Source organism: Rathayibacter sp. PhB152 (genome assembly GCF_003751395.1).
In the GTDB taxonomy this organism is placed as follows: domain Bacteria; phylum Actinomycetota; class Actinomycetes; order Actinomycetales; family Microbacteriaceae; genus Rathayibacter; species Rathayibacter festucae.
Genome location: NZ_RJUT01000002.1, coordinates 662,925 through 680,065 on the forward strand (window position 1 = coordinate 662,925; position 17,141 = coordinate 680,065).

Below are 17,141 nucleotides of genomic sequence, written 5' to 3' on the forward strand. Positions count from 1 at the left end.
CTCGATGACAGGACGTGTCGTCACCGTACACCTGATGACATGTCGTGTCATCAGCTAGCCTGGAGTCATGTCACGCTGGGCCCCCGATGCCGCACTGCGCCTCGAGCGCGCCGCGATGGAGCTGTTCAGTGAGCACGGCTACTCCGCGACGACGGTGCCGTCGATCGCCGAGCGCGCCGGGCTCACGACCCGCACCTTCTTCCGGCATTTCGCCGACAAGCGCGACGTGCTGTTCCTCCGCGAGCGGGAGTTCCCGCAGGTGGTGGCGCGGCTGATCGCGGGCGCTCCCGAGGGCCTCGCTCCGCTGGGCCTGCTGATGCACGGGCTCGAGACGGTCGCGGCCGGCGACCTGGAGGGCTGGCGCAGCGAGATCGCGGCGCGGCGGGCGGTCGTGCTGTCCGAGCCGGCGCTGCGCGAGCGCGAGCTGCTGAAGTCGGCCGTGCTCACCGACGCGATGCGAGACGCGCTGGTCGAGCGGAGTGTCCCGGCGGAGGACGCGGCGCTCGCCGCCCGTACGGCGGCTGCGCTCTTCGACGCGTCGCTGGAGCAGTGGCTCGGGGAGCGAGACAGCACGCTGGTCGTGGTGCTCCACGAGCAGTGCCTGCGGCTCCGGAGACTGGTGAGCGCCGCGGAGCAGGCGGGCTCGCCGGAGTAGGCGAGCCCGCCGCGACTCATGCCTTCGAGGTGGCCGTCGCGTTGCCGACGACGCCCTGGGGGGTGGACGTGGTGTCGGTCAGCACGAAGCGGATCTCCTGCGGGACGGCGGTGGGCTTGACGCGCACCCAGGTCGTCTCCGCCGCGCGGGTCAGGGTCCAGGAGTAGGTGTAGAGGCCGTCGGTCAGGACGCCCTGCACGCCCGGGGCGAGGCTGGTGGTGTCGTAGGTGATCGTGGACACCGGCTTCGCGGAGGTGATGACGTACGTCCAGCCGGTCTTGTACGAGGCGTACTCGCCGTCGTCGGGGACGGCGGTGAAGTCGGTGCGCGCGTAGCCGGTGTTGTTGGTCGCCTTGAGACTCGGGTCGCCGACCGACTGGCGGGTCGCGGAGAAGGTCGGGTTCGGGTAGGTGTCCGGCTGACCGGGGACGACCTCCACGGTGGAGGCGCTCGCGAGCGGCGCCGCGGCGGCGACGGCGATCACGGGCAGCGACCAGGCCGCGGCGACGGCGACGGAGCGACGGGAGGGGGAGAGGGGGGAGGTGGGAGACACGGGGTCCTTTCGAGGGGGAGTTTTCCGTGCAGAAATTAGCGACAGCCGCCCCGTCCTTCCGCGCCAGCGCCCGCCCCGCCACGGCCCCTCTCAGGGGGAGGAGGCACGCCGTTCCTGGGCTCCGGCTGACACGACCACGTAGAACCACCTAGTCCGGAAGACGTCCTCGTTAGCCTGGTCCGCATGGCCAGAACCGTCTCCACCACCACCGCCGTCGACCGCGACGGGATGCTCGACTTCGTGCGACCGCGGCACCGGATGCTCGTCGCGACGACCCGCGCGGACGGCCGGCCGCAGATGTCGCCGGTGTCCGGCGGTGTCGACGCCGAGGGCCGCCTGGTGATCTCGACCTATCCCGGCCGGGCGAAGACGCGCAACGCCGAGCGCCGCTCCGCCGCCTCGGTCCTCGTGCTGTCCGACGACTGGAACGACGCATGGATCCAGGTCGACGGCGAGGCCGAAGTGCTGCACATGCCCGAGGCGGAGGACGCGCTCGTCGACTACTACCGCAGCATCTCGGGGGAGCACCCGGACTGGGACGAGTACCGCGCGGCGATGCGGCTGCAGGACAAGTCGCTGCTGCGCATCACGCCGACGCGCTGGAGCCCGATCGCGACCGGCGGCTTCCCGGCCGACGTCGCGGCGCGGCTCGACGCCCCGCGCCCCGACGTCCTGAACCCCGACGACCGGGCGTGATCCGCCCCCGCCTCACCCGGGCCGGCCGGGCCTGGCGCGACGCGGTCGCCGGTCCGCGGCTGCTGCTCGCGCTGAAGACGGCGGTGGCGGTGGGCATCGCCTGGGCCGTCGCGCCGCACGTGCCCGGCGTCGCCGAGCAGTACCCGTACTACGCGCCGCTCGGCGCGCTGGTCAGCATGTACCCGACGCTGATGGGCTCGGCGAAGACCGGGCTGCAGACGCTGCTGGGGCTCGCGGCCGGCATCGGGCTCGCGGTGCTGGTCGTGGTGACGGTCGGCCCGACCTGGTGGACGATCCCGCTGATCGTCGGAATCGGCGTGGTGCTCTCGGGCACCGGCTGGTTCGGCGCGGGCCGCGAGTACGTGCCGATGGCGGCGCTCTTCGTGCTGATCATCGGCGGCGCGAAGGCGGAGGACTACTCGCTCGGCTACCTCGTGCAGATGGCCGTCGGCGTCGTGGTCGGGCTGCTGGTCAACCTCCTCGTCGCGCCGGGGCTGACCTCCGAGGCGGCGACGGCCCGCGTGGACGAGTTCGAGCGCCAGCTCGGGCGCCACCTGCACGACATGGGCGCGGCCCTCGAGGAGACCTGGCCGCCCGAGCACGAGGCCTGGTCGACCAACGGCGAGCAGCTCGCGGCGACCGCGGCCGCGGTGCGGCGCGCGCTGGTCGACGGCGACGAGAGCCGGAAGGGCAATCCGCGCGCGCTGCTGCACCGGCACAGCTCGCGGACCGACCACCTCCGCCTGGCGACCCTGGACGGGACGCTCTTCCACGTCCGCGACATGACGGCGGCGCTCGCCGACACGATCTGGAACCGCCCGGGTGCCCTGCCGTTCGACGCGGAGCTCGCGGCGCCGCTGAGCGCGGCCTGCCACGCGGTCGGCGACGCGGTGGTGACGGGCGGCTCGCCCGAGGACCGCTCGCTGGAGCCGGCGGAGAGGGCGGTCGAGGAGCTCGCGCGCGCCGTCGACGCGCGCGCCGCAGCGACCGGGACGAGTATGGGCCCGGGCGTGCTGGTCGCGATCCACCTGCGCCGCATCCTCGTGGAGCTGCGCAGGGACGACCCGCTGCGTGCTCCAGAGGCGAGTGCGCAGGGATCGCGTGCGGAAGGATGAGGGGATGACTCCGGAGCTCCTCGACAGGTTCGCGCACTGGTTCGACGAGGGGGCGCCGGTCGCGCCGTCGCTGAGCTGGGCGCTGTTCGACCGCGACGGGCTGATCGCCCGGCACGGTCGCGGGGAGCACCGGCTCGACGGCGCCGCGCCGGACGCCGGCACCGTGCACCGCATCGCCTCGATGTCGAAGAGCTTCGAGGCGGCCGCGGTGCTGATCCTCCGCGACCGCGGGCTGCTCGACCTCGACGACCGCGTCAGCGCGCACGTGCCGGAGTTCGCTGACCCGGTCGACGCCGCAGGCAGGGTGCTGCCGGTGACGCTCCGGATGCTGCTCAGCAACTGCTCGGGGCTGCCCGAGGACAACGGCTGGGCCGACCACGTGATGGCGATGCCGCGGGCCGAGTTCCTCGCGCTGATCGCGCGCGGGCTGACCTTCACCGAGCGGCCGGGCGAGGTCTACCAGTACTCGAACATCGGCTTCTGGCTGCTCGGGGTGATCGTCGAGAACGTCTCCGGCGAGGACTTCGTCGCCTTCGCGACCCGGACGGTCCTCGAGCCGCTCGGCCTCGCGCACACGCGCTACGACGTGAACGCCTACCCCGAGGGCACCGACCTCGCGCAGGGCTTCAGCAGCTTCGACGAGGGCGCCACCTGGACCGCCCGCCCGTACACCGGCACCGGCGTGGGCGCCTGCGCCGCCAGCATGTTCAGTACGGTCGGCGACATCGCGCGCTGGAGCGCCTGGCTGTCGTCGGCGTTCGAGGGCGCCGACGGCGTCATCGACGACGGGGACGCCGACGACGCCGTCCTCAGCCGCGCCTCACGCCGCGAGATGCAGCGCGGCTGGACCCCGGTGCCCGCGCTGAGCCCGCGGGCCGGGGAGAGCACGCTCGACGGCTCCGCCTACGGGCTCGGCCTCGTGATCGAGCAGGACGTCCGCTTCGGCGCGATCGCGCACCACTCCGGCGGGCTGCCCGGCTGGTCCTCGAACATGCGCTGGCACCTCGAGTCGGGCCTGGGCGTCGTGGTCTTCGCGACGACGAACGGCGCCAAGCTCGCGGCCGCGGCCACGGGCCTGCTGCGCGCGGCGCTCGAGGACGCGGAGCCGCCGGCCCGCACCGTCGCGGTGCACCCGTCGACGCTGTCGGCCGCGGCGGCCGTCGAGGCGGCGATCGTCGGTCCCGGCGACCCCGCGCGGGCCGAGCAGCTCTCCGGCGGCGTGCTGTTCAGCCCGAACCTCCTGAGCGACGTGCCGGCCGAGGTGCGTGCCCGCCGCCTCGCCGCGGTGCTCGTGGAGGTCGGCGGCCTCGCGGAGGAGCCGACCGCGCGGCCCCTGCGCGAGCGGCTGCTCTGGAGCGCCTCCGCGGCCCAGGTCGCCTTCTCCCTGCCGGGCCGGGACGGCGAACTCGAGGTCCGGCTGGAGATGACGCCGACGATCCCGGCGCTGCTGCAGCGCCTGGACGTCGTGAAGCGGGAGGCGCTCGAGTCGCCGCCGGTCGTCCGCTTCTACCGCCCCCTCCTGGACTGAGCGCACATCGGGACAGGGCAGGCTGGTCCGATGACTGCGCGCACTCCCGACGACGACCGCCTCGACCGGGTCCGCGTCCGCGGCGCCCGCGAGAACAACCTCCGCGACGTGGACGTGGACATCCCGCGCGACGCGCTGGTCGCCTTCACCGGCGTCTCCGGCTCGGGCAAGAGCTCGCTCGCGTTCGGCACGCTCTACGCGGAGGCGCAGCGCCGCTACTTCGAGTCGGTCGCGCCGTACGCGCGGCGGCTGATCGACCAGGTCGGGGTGCCGGACGTCGACGCGATCGACGGACTGCCGCCCGCGGTCGCGCTGCCGCAGCGGCGCTCCGGTGGCTCGGCGCGCTCGACGCTCGGCAGCGCGACCACGCTCTCCTCCGTGGTGCGGATGGTCTTCTCCCGGGTCGGGACCTACCCCGAGGGCGCGCCGATGCTCCTCGCGGAGGACTTCTCCGCGAACACCGTCCAGGGCGCCTGCCCCGCCTGCCACGGGATCGGCCGCGTCTACGACGTGCCCGAGGAGCTGATGGTGCCGGACGACTCGCTCTCGATCCGCGACGGCGCGCTCGCGGCCTGGCCGACCGCCTGGCACGGCAAGCAGCTGCGCGACAGCCTGATCTCGCTGGGCTACGACATCGACGTGCCGTGGGCGACGCTGCCGGCCGAGGAGCGCGAGTGGATCCTGTACACGCAGGAGTCGCCGCAGGTGCCGGTCTGGACGGATCGCGGACCGGCCGAGGTGCGGGCGGCCGTGGCGGCGGGGGCCGAGCCGCGGTACATGAGCACGTTCCTCGGGGTGCGCCGCTACGTGATGGACACCTTCGCGGGGTCCAAGAGCGCCCGGATGCGCGAGCGCGCGGCCACGTTCCTCGTCAGCGTCCCCTGCCCGGACTGCCACGGCAAGCGGGTGAAGCCCGAGGCGCTGGCGGTGAGCTTCGAGGGCTTCGACATCACGGAGCTCTCGGCGCTGCCGCTGGAGGAGCTCGCGGCGCTGCTGGCCCGCGTGCTCGAGCGGGACTGGGTGCCCGTGGGCGGTGGCCCGCTCGCCCCGGAGACCCGGCTCGCCGCCCAGCGCCTGGTCTCGGATCTGCTCGGCCGGATGGCGCCGATCGTCGACCTCGGCCTCGGCTACCTGTCGCTGGACCGCTCGACCCCGACCCTGTCCTCAGGTGAGCTGCAGCGGATGCGCCTCGCCACCCAGGTGCTGTCGCGGCTGTTCGGCGTGGTGTTCGTCCTGGACGAGCCGTCGACGGGGCTGCACCCGGCCGACACGGAGGCGCTGCTCGGCATCCTGCGCGCGCTGAAGAACAGCGGCAACACGGTCTTCTTCGTCGAGCACTCGCTCGACGTGATCCGCGAGGCCGACTGGATCGTCGACATCGGCCCGGCGGCCGGCTCGGGCGGCGGCACCGTCGTCTACTCGGGCGGGCTCGACGGGCTGCGGGGGGCCGCCGACTCGATCACCCGCCGCTACCTCTTCCCCGAGACGGCGGAGCCGACGCCGCCGCTGCCCGAGCGGCGGACGCCCGACGCGCAGGTCCGGCTGGTCGACGTGGCGCGCAACAACCTCCGCGGGCTCGACGTCGCGTTCCCGCTCGGCGCGCTGACCGCGGTGACGGGGGTCTCCGGATCGGGCAAGTCGACGCTGGTCAATCAGGCGCTGCCGGATCTGCTCCGCGCGAGTCTGCAGGCGGATCTCGCGGGGGAGAGCCCGGAGCGGGACGAGTCGTCCTCTGACGACCCGCTGCTCGACGCCGACACCGCCGTCACCACCGGCAGCGCGACCGGTCCGGCGGAGCGGCTGCGCCGGGTCGTGCAGGTCGGCCAGACGCCGATCGGGCGCACCTCCCGCTCCAACGTCGCGACCTACACCGGCCTGTTCGACCGGGTCCGCGCGCTCTTCGCGGCGACTCCGGAGGCGAAGCGCCGCCGCTACGGGGCCGGCCGCTTCTCCTTCAACATGCCCAGCGGCCGCTGCCCGGTCTGCAAGGGCGAGGGGACCATGGAGGTCGAGCTGCTCTTCCTGCCGACCGTGCAGGCGCCGTGCACGGAGTGCGGCGGGACGCGCTACAACGCCGAGACGCTCGAGGTCACCTGGGGCGGGCGCTCGATCGCCGAGGTCCTCGCGCTGAGCGTGACGGAGGCGCGCGAGGTCTTCGCCGAGGAGACGGAGATCGCCCGGCACCTCGACGCGCTGCTCGACGTGGGCCTCGGCTACGTGGCGCTCGGGCAGCCCGCTCCGGAGCTGTCCGGCGGCGAGGCGCAGCGGGTGAAGCTGGCGTCGGAGCTGCGGCGGGCGCAGCGCGGCGACACGCTCTACCTGCTCGACGAGCCGACCTCGGGCCTGCACCCGGCCGACGCGGACCGGCTGCTCGGCCACCTGCAGCACCTCGTCGACGCGGGCAACACGGTGATCGTCGTCGAGCACGACATGCGGATCGTCGCCGACGCGGACTGGGTGATCGACCTCGGCCCGGGAGCGGGCGACGCGGGCGGCTCGATCGTCGCGACCGGCACGCCGGAGCAGGTCGCGCGGGCGGACGGCAGCCGGACGGCGCCGTACCTGCTGGCGGCGCTGGAGCGGCGCTCGTAGGGCATCGGCGTCGCGCGGAGGGGGAGTACCCGGCGGGCCGACGAGGGTCTAGCGTGTGCCGCATGCCCGCCTCCGCTCGCCGTGTCGTCCCGGCGCTCCTCGCCTCCGCCCTCGTCGCCGGGGCTCTCGCCCTCCCGGCGCCCGCCCTCGCCGACACCGCTGTGAAAGCGGGGACGAGTGGCGGCACCAGCTCCGGCGACCCGTACTTCCCGGGCCTCGGCAGCTCCGGCTTCGACGCGCTCAGCTACAGCCTGTTCCTCACCTACGACCCGGCGCCGCGGGCGCTCACCGGTCGCGCTGTCGTGACCCTCTTGCCGACGCAGGAGCTGAGCTCGTTCTCCTTCGACCTGCGCGGGCTGACGGTCTCGAAGGTCTCGGTGAACACGAAGGGCGCGGCCTTCACGCAGGTCGGCGACGAGCTGACGATCACGCCGTCCCGCTCGCTGAAGAAGGGCGCACCGGCCCTGGTCGACATCCGCTACGCCGGCACGACCGGCAACCCGGTCGACGGCACCGGCGCTCCGTACGGCTGGTGGTCGACCGACGACGGCGCCCTGGTCGCCAGCGAGCCCGACGGCGCCTCGACCTGGTACCCGGTGAACGACTCGCCGGCCGACAAGGCCCGCTACTCCTTCACCCTCACGGTGCCGGAGGGGCGCACCGCCGTCGCGAACGGGGTGCCGGTGGGCTCGCCCGTGACCCGCAACGGCTGGACCACCTCCAGCTGGGTCGAGACGAGCCCGATGGCGAGCTACCTCGCGATGGTGAACATCGGCGACTACGACCTCGTCCGCTCCCGGGCGGGCGGCGTCGTCAGCATCGACGCGGTCGATCGCGACATCACCGGTGAGGCGCGGTCGAGCACCGAGGCCGCGCTCGCGCGCCAGGGCGAGATCATCGACTACTTCACGGGCGTCTTCGGCGCCTACCCGTTCCGCTCCGGGGGAGCCGTCGTCGACGACGAGGAGATCGGCTACGCGCTCGAGACGCAGGGACGGTCGTTCTACTCGGGCAGCGCCGACACCTCGACCGTCGCGCACGAGATCTCGCACCAGTGGTTCGGCGACAGCGTCACCCCGCGGCTCTGGTCGGACATCTGGCTGAACGAGGGCTTCGCGACCTACGCCGAGTGGCTGTGGGCGGAGCACGACGGCGGCCCGACCGTCGAGGAGTCGGCCGCCGAGGTCGCGGCGATCCCCGCCGACGACCCGTTCTGGGCGACGAAGGTCGCGGACCCCGGAGCGCTCGGTCTCTTCGACAGCCCGATCTACGCGCGCGGCGGACTCACGCTGGTCGAGCTGCGCTCCACCATCGGCGACGAGGCCTTCGGCACACTGCTCCAGCGCTGGGCCGCCGAGAACCGCTACGGCAACGTCACGACGGCCGACCTCCAGGACCTCGCCGAGTCGGTCTCGGGCCAGGACCTGACCGCCTTCTTCGACACCTGGCTCAGCACCCCGTCGAAGCCCGCGGGCCTCTAGCCGCCTGCTGGTCGAGTCGCGTGCAGCGCGCATCGAGACCCACCGTTCGTGAGTGGGTGGATCTCGATACGCCCTCTGCGAGGGCTACTCGATCAGCATGGATCGGCATCGGCGTGCTGAGCAGGCATGACGGACTCATGTTGGTCGAGTAGCGCGCAGCGCGTATCGAGACCCACCCGCCGGGTGACGGTGGATCTCGATACGCCCTCTGCGAGGGCTACTCGATCAGCATGGATCGGCAGCAACGTGCTGAGCAGGCGTGACGGACCCCTGTTGGTCGAGTAGCGCGCAGCGCGTATCGAGACCCGGCCACCGGGTGACGGTGGGTCTCGATACGCCCTCTGCGAGGGCTACTCGATCAGCAGGGGCGGCGCGGGTGCAGACCCGCGTTCGTCAGAACGGGGGCGGTGCGTCCCTGAAGCGCGGGCCTGGCGGGGCGCCGGCGAGTGCGGGTGGGCGGATCGTGATGCGGCGGCCGGTGGGGGTGGTCCAGACGATGCTGCCGTCCGGGCGGGGGACGTAGGTCCAGCGGTCGCCGTGGCGGACGTGGTGGTGGGACGTGCAGAGGCAGACGAGGTTCTCCAGGGACGTCTCGCCGCCGTTGCGCCACTCGATGGTGTGGTCCGCCTCTGCTCGGGAGGCGGTGCGGGTGCAGCCGGGGAAGCGGCAGGTCTGGTCGCGGAGCTGGAGGTGCAGGCGCATCTGCGGCGGTGGGACACGGTAGGTGCGGCCGACCGAGACGACGGCGCGGGTGTCCGGATCGGTGAGCACTCGGGTGAACGACGCGCCGGTCGCGACCAGGGCGCGGGCGAGGTCGGCGGGGATGAGGCCGTAGCCGTCGAGGTCCGCGGGGGCGTCGTCGAGCCCGACGGCGGTCGATGCGGCGAGCGTGAGGCGCACCTCGGCGCGGATCCCGGGCACGTACGACGCGGACAGCTGCGGTCCGTCGCCCGCGGGTGTGGTCCCGGCGATGTCGCCGTCGCGCAGCAGATCCGTCAGCACGTCGGCCTTCAGCTGCGCGAGCGCGCGCTCGTCGCCGCCCTCGCGGAGGCTGCGGGCGATGCGGTCGACGCGCTCGGCGATGCCCATCGCGTCCGGCGCGGGCAGCAGCGCACAGAGCGTCGCCATCCCGTCGATGTCGGGCGTGATCCAGACGGCGCGGTCCTGCCGGGCGCGGACGTGCCGCTGGGCGAGGGGCTCCTCGTGCAGCTCGTCGCGCAGGCGAGCGACGATCCGCCTCAGCTGCGTCGGGGTCACGTCCGGTGCGATCTCGGCCGCGCGCTCGTCGAACCGGGCGCGGGAGGTGGCGGGCAGGGTGGCGGCGGTCGCGCAGACGATCTCGCTCGAGTCCCAGAGCAGCCGGCCCTCGGCCAGCAGGGCGCGGGTGCGGGGGAGGTCCTCGACGAGCAGCCGGGCGTGCTCGAGGACCGTCTCGGTCGCCCGCTCGGACAGGCGGAGCTTCGCCGCGAACTCGGCCCGGATCGACCGCTCGACCAGGGCGCGCGCCTCGCTCTTCGCGAGCGACTTCCCGCGGGCGAACGCGTCCGGGACGGTGACCGCCGCGCGGTAGGCGAGGTGCAGGGTCTGCGCGCGGGTGAGGAGCAGCTGCGCGGAGGTGCGTCCGATCTCCGCGGCGACGTCGGTCAGCGCGTCGACAGCGGCGAGCGCGCTCGACTGCCCTGCCGCTCCCGGGTCGCTGTGCTCATCCATACGCGTATTGAAGCAGGGACCACCGACACCCGAGCCCCCCTCGGACGGAACCCTGGGAGAACCCGCGAATGTCCGATCTGTGGAGGAGCTATGCCCCCACGTCGGCCGTCGCACCGGCGGCCCGCCCGCGCAGGGTGACGATCGGTGCCACCTCCGTCCAGCCGAGGCTCGTGTAGAGCGCGCGCCCGCCGACGCTCGCCATCAGGAGTCCCGTGGTCGCGCCGTTCTCCGCCGCCCAGGCGCTGAGGTCGGTCATCACCAGGCCGCCGAGGCCGCGGCGGCGGAACCGCGGAGTCGTCTCGATCCGGTCGAAGACGGCGTCGCCGCCGTTCAGGGCCGCCTGCCCGCGCGCAGCGACCTCGCCCTCCGCCTCGATGCGGGCGTGCGCGACGCGACCGCTCACTGCGATCCGCACCTGCCCCGGCCTCGCCGACCTTCGGAGCCGGGTGGTCATCATCCGCTCGTCGCAGGTCACGGCGTCGAGGCCGGCCACCGCGTCGCGACCGCGCTCGTCGAGCTCGCCGACGATCGTCAGCCAGACATCGGGCGCGGTGACGGCGGCGACGAGGCGGTGCAGCTCGGGCAGCGACGGCTCGGCGATCACGTACTCGCGGGAGCGGGTCTCCGCCGCGACCTCGACGAGCCGGCCGTCCCCGTCGCACCGCGCGAGCATCCCGCGCGACTCGCACCACCCCGCCACCCAGCGGTCCACCAGCTCTCGCGACACGACCATCACGGCACCGTACCCGGACGCCCGGCGCTCCGGCCGGGCGCTCACCGGATCGAGACGACGAGAGCGAGGCCGACGAGGGTGACGGGCAGGGCGAGGAGGCTCCAGAGGATCTCCCACCCGTGACGGCGCTGCGGAGCGATCGCCAGGCGGACGAGGGTGAGGACCCAGACGGCGAGGGCGCTCGACAGCGCGACGACCCCCGCGGAGAGGAGGAGCGCGTCTCCTGCGGCGTCCTCCTCCTCTGTCGGCGACTCTCCGAAGAAGGTGAGCTTCGAGGCGAAGCCGAGGTACGCCAGCACCAGGGGTGCGGCGATCATCCCGAGGACGGCGATCGCCGCGATGATGAGGCGGAGGGGGAGTCGCGGGGTCGGCGGCCTGACCCACGCTGCGGGACGGTGGGTCTCGATGCGCCCTCTGCGGGGCTTGCTCGATCAGCGGGGAGCCCGGGTCACTCCTCCGGGGTGACGACGAGGCCGACGCCGCCGCCGCGGCGGACGGGCTCGGCGGCGGCGGTCATCAGGCCGGAGGGGTCGACCTCGATGGCGGCCACTGCACCGATCTGCGCGGCTGAGGTGAAGGTGTCGCCGGAGGGCGTCAGCTGCTGGCCGAAGGGCGCGAGGTCGTCGGCGTACGCCTCGATGAAGCCGGGTTCGGCGGAGGTGGACGCCGTGTTGCGCTGCGACGCCCGGGGCGCGGCCACCGCCTCCGGCAGGGTCATGCCGAGGTCGATGCGGTTGACCAGCGTCTGCAGGACGGTCGTGATGATCGTCGCTCCGCCCGGCGAGCCGACGACGAACTTCACCGCCCCGTCCTCGAGCACGATCGTCGGCGACATCGAGGAGCGCGGGCGCTTGCCGGGCTCGATCCGGTTCGGGTCGCCCTCGACGGGGGTCGCGGAGAAGTCGGTCAGCTCGTTGTTGAGCAGGAAGCCGCGGCCGGGGACGGTCATCGCCGAGCCGCCGGTCTGCTCGATCGTCAGCGTGTAGGACGCCGCGTTGCCCCACTTGTCGACGACGGAGAGGTGCGTGGTCGAGACGTTCTCGGTGTCCGGCTGCTCCGCGGTGAGGGCGGTCGCGCAGCCGACTCCGTCGAGCGCGCCCGGGGCGACCGGCCGCGTGGAGGCGGCCGCCGGGTCGATGGTGCAGTCGCGGGAGTCCGCGAACTCCTGGCTGAGCAGCGTCTCGGTCGGCACGTCGACGAAGGCCGGGTCGCCGACGTACGCGCCGCGGTCGGCGAAGGCGCGGGCCGACGCCTCGAGATAGAGGTGCAGGGCGCTGCCGGTGTCCTCGGCGGCGAGGTCGTGGTTCTCGAGGATGTTCAGCGCCTCGCCGATCGCGATCCCGCCCGAGGAGGACGGCGCCATGCCGTAGACGTCGAGCCCGCGGTAGGAGGTGTGCGTGGGCGCCTGCTCGCCGACCGAGTAGCCGGCGAGGTCGTCCTCGGTCATCGAGCCGGCCGGGGCGGGGAGGGTCGAGCCCTCCGCGAGGCGCGGATTCTGCACCGTGTCGGCGATCTCGGCCGCGAGCGGTCCGTCGTAGAACGCGCTCGGCCCGCGGGCGGCGATCCGGGCGAGGGTCTTCGCGAGGTCCGGGTTGCGGAAGGTGCTGCCGACCGCCGGGGCGTCGCCGCCGGGGAGGAACAGCTCCGCGGTGTCGGGGAACTGCTGGAAGCGCTCGAGGTTGTCGAGCGTCTGGCTGCGGAAGGTCTCGTCGACCGGGAAGCCCTTGGCCGCGAGCACGATCGACGGGGCCAGCACGACCGGGAGCGGGAGGGTGCCGAAGCGGTCGACCGCCGCGTCCCAGGTCGCGACGGTGCCGGGGACGCCGACCGCGACTCCGGACGAGACGAGCTGCGGGGTGAAGGGGTACGGGGCACCCGTCGCCGGGTCGAGGAAGGCGTCCGGAGTGATGCCGGCCGGCGCCGTCTCGCGGCCGTCGATGGTGCTCACCTCGCCCGTCTTCGCATCGAAGTAGACGAAGTAGCCGCCGCCGCCGATCCCGGCGCTGTACGGCTCGGTCACGCCGAGGGCCGACGCCGTCGCGACGGCGGCGTCCGCCGCGTTGCCGCCGCGCTTGAGCACCTCGAGGCCGACCCGGCTGGCGAGAGCGTCGACGGAGGAGACCGCGCCGCCGTAGCCGACCGAGGTCGACGGCGAGACGACCGGACCGCCGAGCGCGTCGCGGAGCTCCTGCGCCGTGGGGAGACCGCGGCTCGGGACGTCGGGGAACGGCCAGTCGAGCGCGGCGGCGGGAGCGGCGCCCGCCACTCCGAGGGAGGCGACGGCGACCAGCGCGAGCGCTGCCCGTCGGAGACTGCGGATCGTGGCCATGGGGTTCCTCCATCGGAACTCAGTGCGGGCGGAGCAGGTGCGTCCAACCTAGGCCGGTGGCGGGTCGAGGGGCCAGCACTCCGCGCCTCCGAGACGGGGGAGGGCGGGTTGGGGACGGCGGAAGGGCCGCCCCGGCGGGGACGGCCCTTCTGCGATCAGCGCCCGAGGATCAGTGCCCGAGGATCAGCGCTTCACGGTGAAGGCGAGGGTGATCGCCTTCCCCGACTGCGCGCCGGTGACCGTCACGCTGTAGTCCCCGGGGGTGGTGGGGGCCTTCGCGGTGGCGGTCAGCGCGCCGTCGTTGAGGTCGCGCGTCGCCGTGCGCTCGGTGAAGAGCGGCGCGGAGCCGATGAGCTGCGTGTCGCCCTGGAAGCCCTCCGCCGTCAGGGTGATCCGGGCTCCGGGGGCGAAGGTGCTGCCCGAGAGCTCGGCGGTGGCGCCGAAGCTCAGGTTCCGGATGTCGCGGTCGAGGCCGAGCGCGTTCGAGATGGTGAAGAACGTGTCGGTCTGGTCGGTGAGGCCGGCGACGTTGGCCGCGCCGGGTCCGTAAGCCGCGATGCGCAGCTGCGTGCCGGTGTGCTGCTGCGAGCCGCCCTCGGCGGCCGTGCCGTAGGACACCTTCATCGTGCTGCCGTCGACGGTCTTCAGCGCGGTGCTGAGCGAGGTCGGCGGGGTGGAGTCGACGATCTGGCTGGAGTGGGCGTGGTCGGCGGTGACGATGACGAGGGTGTTCCCGTCTGCCTCGGCGAACGCGAGCGCGGCCTGGACGGCCTCGTCGAGGTCGACGGTCTCGCCGATCTGGCCGCAGGCGTTCGCGGCGTGGTCCTGCTTGTCGATGCTCGCGCCCTCGACCTGGAGGAAGAAGCCCTCATCGCCGGTGTCGAGCAGGTCGATCGCCTTCTCGGTCATCGCGCGCAGGGTGGGCTGCTCGGCGGGACGCGAGGGGTTCGCGACGCAGGTCTGCGGCGCGGCGTCGGCGCCCCCGACGGTCGCGGGGGTCGGCGCGTAGCGCACGGGCAGGTTGCCGGAGTTGAACAGGCCGAGCACCGGCGCGTCCTGGTCGGCGACGGTCAGCGCGTCGAGCTGGTCCGCGGTGGCGGCCGTCGTCGCGTCGCCGAGCACCTGGTAGCCGCGCTCGTCGGCCTGCTGGAACAGGGTCTGCCCGGCCCAGTCGCCCGCCTTCGCGGTCTGCGCGAACGTGGCGGAGCCGCCGCCGAGGGTGAGATCGGCGCGGGTGTCGAGGATCTGCTCGCTGATCGAGCCGAGTCCGCCGTTCTCGAGCGCGTCGTTGCCGCAGCTGGCGCTGTCGGGTCCGTAGCAGCTGCGCGCGTCGACGTGCGCGGCCTGCACGGCCGGGGTCGCGTCCTGGATCTCGGCGGTGGTGACGTTGCCGGTCTTCAGGCCGTTCGCCTTCGCGATCTCGAGGAGGGTGTCCTTGCGCTCCTGGTCGATGTCGACCGAGATCGCGTTGTCGTAGGTCTTGGTGCCGGTCGCCCAGGCGCTGCCGGTGGCGGCGGAGTCGGGCACGTAGTCCGGGGCGCCCTTGACGGCGCCGGTGGCGGGGTCGTCGGCGCGGTAGAGCGAGTACGTCGTGTACTGGCCGGTGATCGGCAGGGCGTCGATGCCGGGAAAGCGGCCGGCGGCGCCGTACGCGTAGTTGCGGGCGACCGTGATCTCGGAGTCGCCCATGCCGTCGCCGATGAGGAGGATGACGTTCTTCGCGTCCTGCTCCTTCACCGCCGCGCGCAGCGAGTCGGAGAGGTCGGCGTCGACGGGGGAGATGCGGGCGGCGCTACCGGTGGCGGCGAGGTCGGCGGCGCCGATGGCGGTGGCCGCGCCGGGGGCGGCCAGGGCGGCGGCGCCGACCAGGGCGACGGCCGTGAGGGCCAGTGCGGTGCGTCCGCGGTGCGCGGAGCGGGGCAGTCGTGTCACGTCGGAGACTCCTTGGGGTGAGAGCCCCTGAGAAGGGGCTCACCCAGCACACTCCTGATTCCCGCTCCCGTGGGTGAACGGAGATGCATAGCCGGGTGAACTTTCCGCGCGCCGGTCCCCGTGGCGACCGCGTGCGGTGACCCCGTGCGGGGGGCAACTCGGGCGGATCCGGCACCGGCCTGACCGGCGGGCGCTAGCGTGACGCCCGGTGTCCCCCGCACCGCCGATCCCGCCGAGAGGACCCCATGACCACGCCCCACCCCGTCTCGCTCCGCACCGCGACGACCGCCGCCCTGTGGAGCGCCCCGGTCCTCCTCGCCGCCTCCGCCGCCCCGCTCGCCGCCGCCTCCGGAGAGGTCGGCGCCGCGCTCGGCGTCTCCGGCGGCCTCTCGAACGGCGGCGGCGACCTCTACGCCGGCCAGTTCACCCCGGTGGTCTCGGCCTCGCAGGGCAGCGAGCCCGTGCGCGACATCGTCGCCCGGGTGACGTTCGACACGGGCGACAGCGACGTCGTGCTGTCCGACTTCGTCCTGGAGGAGGGCCCCTGGGTCGTCGTGGAGCCGCTCGGCTCCCGCACGCCGGGCGTCGTCGTCCTCGCCTGGTCGGACGCGACCGGCCTCCGCGACGGCGAGTCTCCGGTCCCGCCGCAGTTCAGCGTCCACGCGTCGGGCTACATCGTCAGCTGCCTCGTGGAGCTGTCGAGCACCTCGGCCGCTCCGGCCAGCGACTACCTGATCATCGCGGTCGTCTGACCGGCGGCCCTCAGAGCGTGACCGCCGGCCCTCAGAGCGCCCGCGGCCGGTAGGTCTCGATCAGCGCGTCGAAGAGCCGGTTGATCCGCTCGTCCACCGTTCGACGCGCCGGGTCCGCGTCGTACCACTCGACGATCTCGCGCGCGCCGTCGCTGAAGCGGGTCGCGGGCGCGAACGCCGGCACCAGGCTCCGGATCTTGGCGTTGTCGAAGACCATCGAGTGGGCCTTGTCGCCGACGATGCCCGCGCCCAGCTCCGGGTCGGCGGCGGCGATCGCGTCGGAGGTGACGTGCACGATCCGCGCCGCGGTGCCGGCGGCGGCCGCGAGGTCGTGGTGGATGCGGTCCCAGGTGGGCGTCTCGTCTCCGGTGATGTGGAACGCCTCGCCGATCGCCGCCGGCGCGCCGAGCAGCCCGACCAGGCCGACCGCGACGTCGCGGCTGTGGGTGATCGTCCAGAGCGAGGTGCCGTCGCCGGGCACGACCACCTCGAGGCCGCGCCGCATCCGGTCGATGACGGTCCAGCCGCCGTCCACCGGGAGCGCGGTGCGGTCGTAGGTGTGCGAGGGGCGGACGATCGTCACCGGGAAGCCGGTGCGCCGGTACTCGCCGACCAGCAGGTCCTCGCAGGCGATCTTGTCCTGCGAGTAGCTCCAGTACGGGTTCCGCAGCGGCGTCGACTCCGTCACCGGCACGCGCGCCGGCGGCTTCTGGTACGCCGACGCGGAGCTGATGAAGACGTACTGGCCGGTGCGGCCGGCGAACAAGTCGATGTCCTGCTGCACGTGCTCGGGGGTGAACGCGGCGAACTCGATCACCGCGTCGAAGCGCTCGTCGCCGAGAGCCTCGCGCACGGAGGCCGGATCGCGGACGTCGGCGGTCAGCGTCCGGACGCCCTCGGGCAGCGGGCGGCTCGAGGTGCGGCCGCGGTTCAGCACGGTCACCTCGTGCCCGACGGCGAGAGCGCGGCGGACGCCCTCGGAGCTGATGATGCCCGTTCCTCCGAGGAACAGCACGCTGAGGGACACGGCGGACCCGACCTTTCCGGATGAGGGCTGCGCGCTCC

The 17,141-nt window shown here is 73.6% G+C and carries 14 protein-coding genes; 7 read left to right on the top strand and 7 right to left on the bottom strand.

All coding sequences use genetic code 11. The annotated features are described in order from the left end of the window. Positions 1–67 precede the first annotated feature (67 nt). A complete protein-coding gene (locus tag EDF36_RS06495) occupies positions 68–655 on the top strand; it encodes a TetR/AcrR family transcriptional regulator (protein ID WP_123732328.1) in 588 nt (195 codons plus the stop codon). Positions 656–671: 16 nt separating this feature from the next. Here the strand turns inward: EDF36_RS06495 and EDF36_RS06500 are convergent, their stop codons facing one another. Continuing rightward, a complete protein-coding gene (locus EDF36_RS06500) occupies positions 672–1,208 on the bottom strand; it encodes a hypothetical protein (RefSeq protein ID WP_123703647.1) in 537 nt (178 codons plus the stop codon). Positions 1,209–1,391: 183 nt separating this feature from the next. Between EDF36_RS06500 and EDF36_RS06505 the strand changes: the two genes are divergently transcribed. From EDF36_RS06505 to EDF36_RS06525, 5 genes are all read left to right on the top strand, one after another. Beyond that, entirely contained in the window at positions 1,392–1,904 is a 513-nt protein-coding gene (locus EDF36_RS06505; RefSeq protein ID WP_123732329.1) for a PPOX class F420-dependent oxidoreductase, read from the top strand. Further along, positions 1,901–3,019, top strand: coding sequence for an aromatic acid exporter family protein (locus EDF36_RS06510; protein WP_260300542.1), 1,119 nt, complete (start codon positions 1,901–1,903; stop codon positions 3,017–3,019). Before EDF36_RS06505 ends, EDF36_RS06510 begins: the two co-directional genes overlap by 4 nt. Positions 3,020–3,023: 4 nt before the next feature. Beyond that, positions 3,024–4,547 (top strand): serine hydrolase, encoded by a 1,524-nt coding sequence (locus EDF36_RS06515; protein ID WP_123732330.1) that lies wholly within the window; start codon positions 3,024–3,026, stop codon positions 4,545–4,547. Between the two features lie 30 nt (positions 4,548–4,577). Continuing rightward, complete coding sequence (locus tag EDF36_RS06520) at positions 4,578–7,139, top strand: excinuclease ABC subunit UvrA (protein WP_123732331.1); 2,562 nt, start codon at positions 4,578–4,580, stop codon at positions 7,137–7,139. A 62-nt stretch (positions 7,140–7,201) separates the two neighbouring features. Further along, positions 7,202–8,620, top strand: coding sequence for a M1 family metallopeptidase (locus tag EDF36_RS06525; protein WP_123732332.1), 1,419 nt, complete (start codon positions 7,202–7,204; stop codon positions 8,618–8,620). A 393-nt stretch (positions 8,621–9,013) separates the two neighbouring features. Here EDF36_RS06525 and EDF36_RS06530 read toward each other — a convergent pair whose 3' ends face one another. From EDF36_RS06530 to phoA, 5 genes are all read right to left on the bottom strand, one after another. Further along, the gene (locus tag EDF36_RS06530; RefSeq protein WP_123732333.1) at positions 9,014–10,330 is read right to left on the bottom strand and encodes an HNH endonuclease signature motif containing protein; all 1,317 of its coding nucleotides are present in this window, start codon (positions 10,328–10,330) and stop codon (positions 9,014–9,016) included. An 88-nt stretch (positions 10,331–10,418) separates the two neighbouring features. After that, a complete protein-coding gene (locus EDF36_RS06535; RefSeq protein ID WP_123732334.1) occupies positions 10,419–11,063 on the bottom strand; it encodes a GNAT family N-acetyltransferase in 645 nt (214 codons plus the stop codon). A 41-nt stretch (positions 11,064–11,104) separates the two neighbouring features. Continuing rightward, complete coding sequence (locus EDF36_RS06540) at positions 11,105–11,380, bottom strand: hypothetical protein (protein ID WP_123732335.1); 276 nt, start codon at positions 11,378–11,380, stop codon at positions 11,105–11,107. A gap of 131 nt (positions 11,381–11,511) precedes the next feature. After that, positions 11,512–13,392 carry a gamma-glutamyltransferase gene (gene ggt / locus EDF36_RS06545; RefSeq protein ID WP_123732336.1) on the bottom strand — a complete coding sequence of 627 codons (1,881 nt, stop codon included), beginning with the start codon at positions 13,390–13,392 and terminating at the stop codon, positions 11,512–11,514. Between the two features lie 183 nt (positions 13,393–13,575). After that, the gene (phoA, locus tag EDF36_RS06550) at positions 13,576–15,324 is read right to left on the bottom strand and encodes an alkaline phosphatase (protein WP_185020385.1); all 1,749 of its coding nucleotides are present in this window, start codon (positions 15,322–15,324) and stop codon (positions 13,576–13,578) included. A gap of 245 nt (positions 15,325–15,569) precedes the next feature. On the opposite strand from phoA, the gene EDF36_RS06555 reads away from it, so the two are divergent. Further along, positions 15,570–16,076, top strand: coding sequence for a hypothetical protein (locus tag EDF36_RS06555; protein WP_123732337.1), 507 nt, complete (start codon positions 15,570–15,572; stop codon positions 16,074–16,076). Between the two features lie 31 nt (positions 16,077–16,107). Here the strand turns inward: EDF36_RS06555 and EDF36_RS06560 are convergent, their stop codons facing one another. Next, positions 16,108–17,103 (bottom strand): NAD-dependent epimerase/dehydratase family protein, encoded by a 996-nt coding sequence (locus tag EDF36_RS06560; RefSeq protein ID WP_260300544.1) that lies wholly within the window; start codon positions 17,101–17,103, stop codon positions 16,108–16,110. Between the last annotated feature and the right edge of the window lie 38 nt (positions 17,104–17,141).